Below are 11,046 nucleotides of genomic sequence, written 5' to 3'. Positions count from 1 at the left end.
TGAAATAGAGGGATCTGACTGCTTCGCGCCACCTGCATTCGTGGCGAAGTAGCGCGAAGCTGAGGCGTCAGATGCCCTGAGTTTCTGCGATTGTCTGGTCGAACTCGGCATCAATGTCCGGGTTTGGCTTCCACGTTGCACGCGACACGACGGCCGCAACGATGAGGTTCAGAAGGAAGCCGGGGACGATCTCGTACAGGTCGAAGATGCCACCCGAAATGTTGCCCCAGATGCCAACGACGACCGCGCCGGTCACCATGCCGGCGATTGCGCCTGCCGAGGTGAGTTTGCGCCAGTACAGCGACAGGATCACGATCGGACCGAATGATGCGCCGAAGCCGGCCCACGCGAACGCCACCAGACCCAGAATCGAGTCGGATCTTTGCCACGCCAGAAACGCTGCGATCAGAGCGATCACGCCAACCGCGATACGGCCAGCAAGAACACCGTCAGCGCCGTTCAGTTCGCGCTTCGTGTAGGCGCGGTAGATATCTTCGACCAGTGCGGACGAGGTCACCAGAAGCTGGGACGAAATGGTCGACATGATGGCGGCGAGGATCGCTGCAAGCATGAAGCCTGCGATGAAGGGGTGGAAGAGCAACTGCCCGAGGCTGATGAAGACGCCTTCGGGGTTCGCGAGCTTTCCTTCGTCATGCTGGTAGACGGCGATGCCGACAATTGCTGTCATGCCTGCACCAATCACGGACAGGAACATCCAACTGATACCGATGCGACGACCCTGCTTGGCCTCCGCGGTAGAACGCAGTGCCATGAAGCGGACGATGATGTGCGGCTGACCGAAGTAGCCGAGGCCCCACGCGAGCGCCGACACGATGCCGAGGATTGCTACGCCGGACAGAGCGCCTTCACCGTGAGTGAGCGAGAAGATCGTCGGATCGATGCGGTTCACTTCGCTCATCAGATTGGAGAAGCCACCAACGTGGATGACGCCCACAACCGGCACCAGGATGAGCGCGATCAGCATCATGATGCCCTGAACGGCGTCGGTCCACGATACGGCAAGGAAGCCACCGACCAGCGTGTACAGCACTGTCGTCGCAGCGATGATGACCATACCCAGGTGGTAGTCCATGCCGAATGATGATTCGAAGAACGCGCCACCGGCGACCATGCCCGATGAAACGTAGAACGTGAAGAACACGGTGATGACAAGGCCGGCAACGATACGAACAATATTGGAGGTATCGCGTAGGCGTTGGCCGAGGAACGATGGAACGGTGATCGAGTTCGATGCGATCTTCGAGTATGCGCGAAGCCTGGGGGCGGTGAACTTCCAGTTCAGCCATGCGCCGAGGGTCAGGCCAACTGCGATCCAGCCTTCGATGAGGCCGTTGAGGTAGAGCGCACCGGGCAGGCCCATGAGGAGCCAGCCGGACATGTCGGCTGCGCCTGCGGAAAGGGCTGCGACGCCGGGGCCAAGATCTCGGCCACCGAGCATGTAGTCGTCAAGGCTCTTAGTGCGGTTGTATGCGAAAAGACCGATCATGACCATCGCCAATAGGTAGATGATCATCGCCACGGCCTGGAAAGTAGTCTCAGTCATAAGGAGCTCCTAGCGTTGTCGCATCATCGGGGCCCGAGGTGGTGGGCTCGGATAGTGGTGCGAGTTGGGAGCCAGCGTGCTAGCTGGGATGCCCCGAAGCGCCGTTGCGTCGGGTTGTGTTGAGCATAACACCTCTAGGACTTTAGTCGCACATGTTTTTGGGACGAAATATTGCGCGAAAAAACGACCGCCCACTGCGACATTTTGGAGAATGCTTCCGAAATGTCGCAGTGGGCGGGAGAGTCAGTTCGGTGAATGCGGTGAGCTCACCAACAGAGCATCACGCAGCAAGCAGTGCGATGAGCGCGGCTATCAGGAATATCAACACGACAAACGCAATCGCAACGCCCCACAAGGCAACACCGACAATGCCGAGAATGCGACCGACCTTCGCGTTCGACACGATGTCGGCGCTGACCCCGTTTTCCTGAGCCTGGCGCAGGATCGAATTACCCCACAGCCACGCGGGAATCGAACCAAAGAGGCCGATGAGCACCAGTCCGAGAATGCCGAGGATCAGGACGATGGTCGAATTCGACTTCAATTCCTGCGCCAGAGGAGTCATCTGGAACGTCATCCCATACGGCGCCTGGCCAAAGCCGTTTGCCCCATACTGACCGCCGTTGTACTGGCCGTATGGTTGCTCGGGCTGGACACCCGGTTGCCCGTAAGGGTTCTGCTGATCGAACTGCGGTGCGGTGTAGGCACCCTGACTAGCGGTTGCCGGCTGCTCGCTTGTCGGCGATGCCCATGGATTCTGTTCCCACGTTGGCTGAGTCGGAGTTGAATCCTCGACTACTTGTGCTTCAACGTCAATCACTTCAGGGGCGGGTTCGCTGGCAAGTTCCGTCGTCTCAGCGGTTTCCTTAGCGGGAAGCACCGTGGTTTCCTCGACAGCGCCCACGGTGGAATCGCCAACGGGAAGCTCAGTCGTCTCCTCGGTCGGGAGCAGTTCGGTTGCCTCTTCTACCGGAGCATTGTTTAGTGCAACAGGCTCTGTTGAGTCAGTATCCGCAGGTGCTCCCTCTGCTTCTTCAGCGTTCGCTTCAACGACCTGCTCTTCAGCTGGGGTGCCTTCCTGCTTTTCGGCTTCTTCGGGGCTCGGCTGCTGATCCGTCATAATGTCTCCTCACCTTGATGTTGATACCAGTCTAAGAAAGGCGGGCGCACCTCGATAGTGGGGACTCCCCTGACTAACCCCCGATCAACCCCGTAATGTCCCCTTTCCGTCAGAGTGCAACAACCGAGCAATTCCCTAGTTGTCCGGGTAGCGCAATATGAAAGTGGGAAAAGAAATCCCGGCCTCGTGAATTCACATCAACGAGGCCGGGATTCTCAGTGGCCAACTACCACCGCGCCGGGGGACAGATGGCGGACTGAATGCTTAGAGCATGCAGGACACGCAACCCTGAACTTCGGTGCCTTCCAGCGCCATCTGACGAAGACGCATGTAGTACAGGGTCTTGATGCCCTTCTTCCACGCGTAAATGTAGGACTTGTTAATGTCACGCGTCGTTACGGTATCCGGGTAGAAGAGCGTGAGCGACAGACCCTGATCCACGTGCTGAGTAGCAACCGCGTAGGTGTCGATGATCTTCTCCGGGCCGATCTCGTAGGCGTCCACGTAGTACTCGCGGTTCTCGTTCGTCATGTACGGAGCCGGGTAGTAGACGCGACCGATCTTGCCTTCCTTACGGATCTCAATCTGAGAAACGATCGGGTGGATCGACGAGGTCGAGTTGTTGATGTACGAAATCGAGCCGGTCGGCGGGATCGCCTGCAGGTTCTGGTTGTACATGCCGTACTGCTTCACATCGGCGGCTAGAGCCTTCCAATCGTCAGCCGTCGGAATGTGGATCGTCGACTTTGCGAGCAACTCACGGCACTTGTCCGTGGTCGGTTCCCACGTGCCATTGATGTACTTTTCGAAGTACTCGCCGGACGCATACTGTGAATCCTCGAAGCCTTCGAAGGAGACGCCGCGTTCTTTCGCGATCAGGCAGGACGCCTTGATTGCTTCGTAGGCGACAGCCAGGAAGTACATGTTCGTGAAGTCCAGAGCCTCTTGAGAGCCGTACATGACGTGTTCGCGAGCAAGGTAACCGTGCAGGTTCATTTGGCCCAGGCCGATCGCGTGGCTCATCGCGTTGCCTCGAGCAATCGAGGGAACCGATTGAATATCCGACAGGTCGGAGACAGCGGTCAGACCGCGGATCGCCGTTTCGATCGTTGTCGAGAAGTCCTCAGAATCCATCGTCTTGGCGATGTTCAACGAACCCAGGTTGCAGGAAATGTCCTTGCCGACGTGGCTGTAGGTCAGGTCAGCGTTGTAGGTCGAGGCCTCGGACACCTGCAGAATTTCGGAGCAGAGGTTCGACATCGTGATGCGACCCTTGATCGGGTTCGCGCGGTTCACAGTATCTTCGAAGACGATGTACGGGTAGCCGGATTCGAACTGAATTTCAGCGAGGGTCTGGAAGAAACGACGAGCGTTGATCTTCTTCTTGTGAATGCGGCCGTCGTCAACCATCTCGCGGTACTTTTCAGAAACGGAGATTTCAGAGAAGGGAACGCCGTAGACGCGCTCGACGTCGTAGGGGCTGAACAGGTACATGTCCTCGTTGTTACGTGCGAGTTCGAACGTAATATCGGGGATCACAACGCCCAACGACAGGGTCTTGATGCGGATCTTTTCGTCAGCGTTCTCACGCTTCGTGTCGAGGAACTGCATGATGTCCGGGTGGTGTGCGCTGAGGTAAACGGCACCCGCACCTTGACGCGCACCCAGCTGGTTCGCGTAAGAGAAGGAGTCCTCCAGAAGCTTCATGACCGGGACAACGCCACTGGACTGGTTCTGGATCTTCTTAATCGGAGCGCCGGCTTCGCGCAGGTTCGTCAGCGACAGGGCGACGCCACCACCGCGCTTCGACAGCTGAAGAGCAGAGTTAATGCCACGGGCGATCGACTCCATGTTGTCTTCGATACGTAGCAGGAAGCAGGATACGAGTTCGCCGCGCGCAGCCTTGCCAGCGTTCAGGAAGGTCGGGGTTGCAGGCTGGAAACGGCCGGCCATGATCTCTTCCACGAACTGCTGAGCGAGCTTCACATCTCCGCGAGCCAAGTACAGGGAGACCATCGCAACACGGTCTTCGAAACGCTCCAGGTAGCGCTTACCGTCGAACGTCTTCAGCGTGTAGGACGTGTAGTACTTGAACGCGCCGAGGAACGTGGGGAAGCGGAATTTGTGCGCGTAGGCGCGCTTGAACAGGTCCTTGATGTCCTGGAACTCGTATTGGTCCAGAACAGCCTGCTCGTAGTAGCCCTCTTCAACCAGGTATTCCATCTTTTCTTCCAGGTCGTGGAAGAAGACGGTGTTCTGGTTGACGTGCTGCAAGAAGTATTGGCGAGCTGCCTTACGATCTGCGTCGAACTGGATCTTGCCATTGGCATCGTAGAGGTTCAGCTGGGCGTTCAGAGCGTGGTAATCGAGCTCTGGGTTACTGATTTCTTCTACGCCTGTGTCGGTGAGATTTTCTGCCAAAACTCTTTCAGTCCTTCTCGAACTCGTGAGACGTCCTCGGGGGTTCCGAGTAGCTCGAACTTATACATATGGGGGACACTCAGCTTCGTTGCAACGATATCGCCTGCGAGGCAGTACGCGGTGCCGAAATTCGTATTTCCTGATGAGATGACTCCCACGCAGTGAGACCTGTTACCCGGGTCGTTGAGGAAGGCGATGACCTGCTTGGGAACCGCGCCCTTGAGGTTGCCCCCGCCGTATGTGGGAACAATCAGCACGTAGGGCTGGTCGACGTGCAGGAACTCGTCGCTTTTCAGCAGCGGGATGCGCTGCGCGGGCAGGCCAAGCTTCTCAACGAACCGGCGAGTATTCCCGGTTGCTGAGGAAAAGTAAACGATGTTCACCATGATGGACCTGCCGTTTGTGCTGCTGTGGTGTGGCGCACCGTGCGCCTAGGTGCGATTCGATTGTATTGACGAGGCCGGACATCTCAGTACTGTTTGAGAATGTTGCCGGGGATCGTCATCGCGTTCGTGAAACTCTGTCCGTGAACGCAGTTCGCCCCGGCCACCTCTATCGGTAACCGGGACGGAAGAAAAGATCAGGCCTGGCCGACTGCGAGGGGCGTTGCGGCAGCTGCCGCAACTGCGACGGCCTTGATGCGGTCCGGGCGGAAGCCACTCCAGTGGGTGTCGCCAGCCATGACGACGGGAGCCTGCTGGTAGCCGAGGCCCTTGATGTAATCGAGCGCTTCGAGGTTTTCCGTCACGTCGATCTTCGTGTAGTCAAGACCCTGCTTGTCGAGAGCGCGGCAGGTTGCGTCGCACTGGGGGCAACGGGGCTTCGAGTAGACGGTGATCGTCATGGGATTCTCCTAATTAAAGAGATGGAAACGCGTATCTTCAGGGGGTATCCCGAAGACCTCTTAACACTACACCTTGTGGGTGCTTGAAGGAATAGGCACAACATGTTGTGGTCGTAACGTTGTGTGACTCAGACTGTGGATAGAGGGAGGCGGATCTGTGAATACGGTGTGGATGGGCTTACTGTTCATATAAAAATTGTCCGTTGAACCGTGGGTAAATCGTTTTACAGAGCACCTCGAAGAGGGCATGATTATGCGGAAATCACACGATTGTCATTCTTCGGTTCCAGGTCCACACGCATGTGCATGGAGGCGAACACATATGTGCCTACCTGTGGATAACTTCGGATGCGAATGGAAAAAACTGCCTCAAAATTCGTGTGCGTCATCGGCGTGTCGCATATGCCAGACCCCTACATGTAGGGGGTGGATTGCGCACACCCTCCCTATATGTAGGGGTCGTGGTAGATGAACCACTACTACTGGTGGCGCGCCTGTTGGGTACCGCTACGAGAGGTAAATGTCCCTATCGAGTGGGAGCAAATGATGTGAGCTCAGCATTCGACGACGTTCACGGCCAGGCCGCCCGTCGACGTTTCCTTGTACTTCGACAGCATGTCGTTGCCGGTTTGGCGCATCGTTTCAATGACGGCATCCAGCGACACCGTATGCCGACCATCACTCCAGAGGGCCATACGTGCCGCGTTAATCGCCTTCACCGCGGCGATCGCATTGCGTTCGATGCAGGGGATTTGAACCAGGCCAGCAATAGGGTCGCAGGTCAGCCCCAGTGAATGCTCCATCGCAATTTCCGCGGCATTCTCAACTTGTTCGGGGGTTCCACCCAACGCTTCGGCCAAGCCTGCGGCCGCCATCGCGGACGCTGAACCAACCTCGCCCTGACAGCCAACTTCAGCACCAGCAATCGACGCGTTCGTCTTAATCAGCGAGCCAATCGCCGTTGCTGCAAGCAAGAAATCATGGACTGCCTTACGCCTGCGCGCCCACGCCTCCCCGTGAATGTCGGAAGCGCCGGAAAGAACCTCGACCCCCTTTGAGCCGAAACGCACATGAGCAAAAGGAGCCTCAGGTGAGTCGAACAGCGCCGGAGCCGATGCGGCACCAATCGTTGCACCAGCTTCAGGGCAGTAGGAGACCAGGTAGCCGAGGACCGCAGGAATCACGCCCGCAGCGCCATTCGTCGGCGCGGTGACGATGCGGTGGCCGGCAGCGTTCTCTTCGTTGACCGCCAGCGCGAACAGGTTCACCCAGTCCATCGCGCGCATCGGGTCGTCGGGACTCGAGGCCCAGGGAGCACCGGGAAGCGGTTCGCAGCTGGTACGAGCACGTTCGGACAGTTTTGCGCTCAGTGCTTTCGCGCGACGAGGGACGTCCAAACCACCCGGAAGAATGCCACTGGCACTGGTTCCGGCATCCACGCACTCAAACATCGTGTCCGCGATCGCATCCAAATACTCATCGAGATCTTGAGCAGTTCGCACAGCTTCTTCATTACGACGAACCAACTCGGAGATGCGCAAACCAGACTGCTTACACTCGTGGAGCAGGCGTGCGCTGGTCGTAAAGAGGAACGGCGCAGGAGCATCAATTGTCGCGGCGCTCATGCCGGTCGCCAGCGATGCGACCTCCGGATTATCCACGTCATCATTCATCTGCACCATCACGAAGCCACCGCCCACCGAGTAATAGGTGTGCTCCAGAATTTTCTCGTGGCCATCAGTTTCGCGCCACGCCGTGATCGTCAGAGCGTTCACGTGATACTTCAACACCGTGCGCGGAACGAAACGAATATCGCGCGCAATATCAAAAGGAACCTGACCGCACGGAGTCGGCAAGAAACCGGTCGCGGCAATCGCCGGGAAAATACCCTCAACCGTATCGATCTCAACGCTCTCCGGGCTGTAGCCCGCAAGGCCCAGCAAGACTGCGCGGTCAGTGTTGTGCCCGCGACCCGTCGCGCCAAGCGAACCAAACAGGTCGATCGTAATACGGCACGGCGCCTGCGACTCCGCCTCTTCTTCGGGGGAGCGTTGAGATGTGGAGGCGGCCTCGTCCCCTTTATCTCTGGCGAGCAACGACGCCAACTCGCCTGTAAACGCAAGACCGGCGCGCATCGGACCAACCGTGTGTGACGACGATGGGCCGATACCGATGCGGAACATGTCGAAAACCGACAGGGGGTGCGCAGCCTGAGAAGCGGGAACCTCACCGGAAAGCACGGCAGCGGGCGTTGCCTCGCCAGCGTCGAAACGATCTGGCGTCACCTGAGCAAGTGGAAGAGCGGTCGGAGAATCGGCGGCGTCAAAAGTCATGCGAACTATTGTGCGCTTTCATCACCGTAAGAGCGAACCGTAGACTGGGCGCTATGACAACCAGCATCGAATTTCCTGCTCGTCCGACCGTCGTCGCTATCATCCAATGCGCCATGGAAATGGAAGCGGCACCCCTGCGCGCCGCGTTGCACCCCTGCGCCGGTAGTGACACGGTCACCGAACTCATCGTCGGAATGGAGGGCCACGCACAACAGCGTTTTGCGCTCGGTGCTCTTGACGGTCACGACGTTCTGCTTGTGCAAAGCGGAATTGGTCTGGCGAACTCCGCGTCCGCGACCGCGCGCGCCCTCACGCTGGTTGATAGTCCCATCATCATCGCAGCGGGCACCACCGGTGGACTCGCCGCGGACATCAACGTCTCCACCATCGCTGCCGGCACCTCGACCATCTACTCCCAAGCCGACGCCACCGCCTTCGGCTACGCCATGGGCCAGATCCCGCAGATGCCCGAAGACTACCGATCCTCCGACGAAACCGTTGCTCGCGTCGCCCTGCTTGCCAAGTCCGACACCCTCACCGTCATGACCGGTCGCGTCCTGTCCTCCGACTCGTTCATCACCGCCCCCCTCGCCCAGCCCATGCGCGAAAAATTCCCGGACGCTATTGGCGCCGACATGGAAACCTGCGCCATGGCGGAAGTCGCCTGGTCCAGCGGTGTTGACTGGGTCAGCCTGCGCGCCGTCTCCGACTTGTGTGGCCCCGCTGCCGACCAGGACTTCCACATGGACTCCGAAAAGGCAGCCGGCATTAGCGCGCTCGCGGTCCGCACGTTCCTGACGCTCTGACCTGCATTTTTTAATTGGAAGGATCCCAGTGAAACGAGTTCTGATGGTCTGCACCGGCAACATCTGTCGGTCGACGATGGCTCACCAGATTCTGCTTGAAGCCGCGCGCGATGCCGGCGTTGACATCGTCGTGGATTCCGCAGGAGTTTCCGACGAAGAAGAGGGCAACCCGGTCGACCGTCGCGCTGCCCGGGTCTTGCGCGAATACGGCCACGAGGTCCCCAACCATCGTGCGCGCCAGATCCGCATGAGTGAACTGGCGGACTGGGACCTGATCCTTGCCATGACCGGCCATCACCTGTCTGCATTGAACCGCCTTCGCGATCGCGCCGGGCTTCGTGCCGATGCGGCTTCTGATTCACGAGGCTCCGCTGGGCCTGATATCCGTTTGTTCCGTGATTTTGATCCGCAGGCCACCCCGTCAGACCATGATGTCCCCGACCCGTGGTACGGCGGATATCAGGACTTCGTCGAGACGCTCGAGACGATTGAGCGCACGACGCCGTTCATCGTGGAAGAGCTGTCGAAGTAGCGAAGCGACTAGGCAGTGACTGGTTCATCGTCACGCTGAGTTGCGGGTTGCCCGCTCATCTTCAGGACCTCGCGGCCGGGCTCAGCCATGAATGACACAACCGTGAATCCGAACGCGACGATGCCACTGATGATGAAGATCCACTGAATCGAGAATCGGTCAGCAAGCGGCCCGAACGCGATCATGCCAATTGGCATACCCAGCACTGCAACGATGTTGATCAGCGAAAACACGCGACCCATGTACGTCTGTTCGACCGTGGTCTGAACCAGTGTCATGACCGGCGCGGAGAAGAACGGGATCAGTAGAGCGATGATGAACATCAGTACGAACAGGGCAAACAGGCCGACGGTCGTCCCCAGGAATGGCGTCAGGCCAAGGGCGGCGGACAACAGGCCGAAGCTCCCGCACGAATAGAGAAGCATCCGGCTCTGATTCCACTTCACGGCAAAGGTCGCGATCGCCAGACCGCCTAGCGCCATGCCCGCTGAGAATGAGGTTTCCATGACCGTCAGCGGCCAGACAGCGTCGGTGAAGTCGCGCGCGATCATCAGTGGCACCATGAAGTTCGGTGCGACGATCAGCGTGAAGATTACTGTGTAGAGGACCATCAGCCAGAGGATCGTGCGGTGTCCCGCAACGTAGCGCAGGCCGTCCATCAGATCGTGAGCGAACGACTTTCCATCTTCGCCACCGCTTCGCACCGTTGCAACGGGGATCGTCAGGACAATACCGACGCCGATCAGGGCAGTGACAACGTCGATCCAGAAGGTCGGAACCAGGCCACCCCAGCCGTAGACCGCGCCCGCGATCACCGGAGACAGCAGTGCCATCGCCGAGTTAATTGTCTGATTAATGCCGTTTACGCGCATGAGCTGACTGGTCGGGGTCAGCTGTGGTAGGAGAGCGCCAACCGCGGGTTGTTGGAAGCCGGCGCCTACGGAGCGAATGAAGACCGCGCCGTAGATCAGCCAAAGTGAGGTTTCGCCCGCAATCATTGCTATTGCCAACCCTAGGGTGACCAGCGCAATGATCGAGTCGGAAACGGCGATCACCGTTCGACGGTTCATTCGGTCGGCAAGCGTGCCACCAAACAAAGACAGAATCGCTTGGGGGACGAAAGCGACAACGGCGTACAGGGTGATGACCCACCCGGTCTTGAGCGTCAGCGTCAGATACCACATGATCGCGTACTGCACGATCGAGGAGCCGAACAGGGAAATCGCCTGCGCGATCAGGAATAGGGTGACGCGACGCTTCCAATGCGAGTCGGTTTCCGCGGGTGCGCTGGGGGTTTCGTTGATCGACGAGGCTACCTCCACGGGATCCGCGTTCTCCTGGTCTAAAGGACGGGTCTCATCGGCGTGAGGCGAGGTGAGGCTGTCAGTCATGTGATGAACGCTAGCAATACCAAGGGTTATTGTGT

At 58.5% G+C, this 11,046-nt stretch carries 9 protein-coding genes; 2 read left to right on the top strand and 7 right to left on the bottom strand.

Going from position 1 to position 11,046, the window contains the following annotated elements:
* Window positions 1–67: 67 nt before the first annotated feature.
* The 6 genes from putP to QP442_RS01520 all read right to left on the bottom strand — a co-directional run bounded on the left by putP (window position 68) and on the right by QP442_RS01520 (window position 8,282).
* Entirely contained in the window at window positions 68–1,564 is a 1,497-nt protein-coding gene (gene putP, locus QP442_RS01545) for a sodium/proline symporter PutP (protein WP_103632830.1), read from the bottom strand.
* A 280-nt stretch (window positions 1,565–1,844) separates the two neighbouring features.
* A complete protein-coding gene (locus QP442_RS01540; protein ID WP_103632829.1) occupies window positions 1,845–2,684 on the bottom strand; it encodes a hypothetical protein in 840 nt (279 codons plus the stop codon).
* 264 nt (window positions 2,685–2,948) lie between these two features.
* Window positions 2,949–5,105, bottom strand: a complete 2,157-nt coding sequence (nrdE, locus tag QP442_RS01535) for a class 1b ribonucleoside-diphosphate reductase subunit alpha (protein WP_103632828.1) — start codon at window positions 5,103–5,105, stop codon at window positions 2,949–2,951.
* The gene (gene nrdI, locus QP442_RS01530) at window positions 5,075–5,491 is read right to left on the bottom strand and encodes a class Ib ribonucleoside-diphosphate reductase assembly flavoprotein NrdI (RefSeq protein WP_103632827.1); all 417 of its coding nucleotides are present in this window, start codon (window positions 5,489–5,491) and stop codon (window positions 5,075–5,077) included. Before nrdI ends, nrdE begins: the two co-directional genes overlap by 31 nt.
* A gap of 194 nt (window positions 5,492–5,685) precedes the next feature.
* Entirely contained in the window at window positions 5,686–5,949 is a 264-nt protein-coding gene (gene nrdH / locus QP442_RS01525; protein ID WP_101628451.1) for a glutaredoxin-like protein NrdH, read from the bottom strand.
* Between the two features lie 554 nt (window positions 5,950–6,503).
* Window positions 6,504–8,282 (bottom strand): L-serine ammonia-lyase, iron-sulfur-dependent, subunit alpha, encoded by a 1,779-nt coding sequence (locus QP442_RS01520; RefSeq protein ID WP_285069531.1) that lies wholly within the window; start codon window positions 8,280–8,282, stop codon window positions 6,504–6,506.
* Window positions 8,283–8,335: 53 nt separating this feature from the next.
* Here QP442_RS01520 and mtnN point away from each other — a divergent pair, with 53 nt between their 5' ends.
* Complete coding sequence (mtnN, locus tag QP442_RS01515; RefSeq protein ID WP_285069530.1) at window positions 8,336–9,088, top strand: 5'-methylthioadenosine/S-adenosylhomocysteine nucleosidase; 753 nt, start codon at window positions 8,336–8,338, stop codon at window positions 9,086–9,088.
* 43 nt (window positions 9,089–9,131) lie between these two features.
* Complete coding sequence (locus QP442_RS01510; protein ID WP_040318353.1) at window positions 9,132–9,620, top strand: low molecular weight protein-tyrosine-phosphatase; 489 nt, start codon at window positions 9,132–9,134, stop codon at window positions 9,618–9,620.
* Window positions 9,621–9,628: 8 nt separating this feature from the next.
* Here the strand turns inward: QP442_RS01510 and QP442_RS01505 are convergent, their stop codons facing one another.
* Window positions 9,629–11,011 carry an MFS transporter gene (locus QP442_RS01505; RefSeq protein WP_285069529.1) on the bottom strand — a complete coding sequence of 461 codons (1,383 nt, stop codon included), beginning with the start codon at window positions 11,009–11,011 and terminating at the stop codon, window positions 9,629–9,631.
* Window positions 11,012–11,046: the final 35 nt, after the last annotated feature.

The organism is Pauljensenia sp. UMB1177 (assembly GCF_030217965.1).
GTDB lineage: Bacteria > Actinomycetota > Actinomycetes > Actinomycetales > Actinomycetaceae > Pauljensenia > Pauljensenia turicensis_A.
Note: the sequence above shows the minus strand (reverse complement) of the source record. Positions and strands in the feature narration are given on the sequence as shown.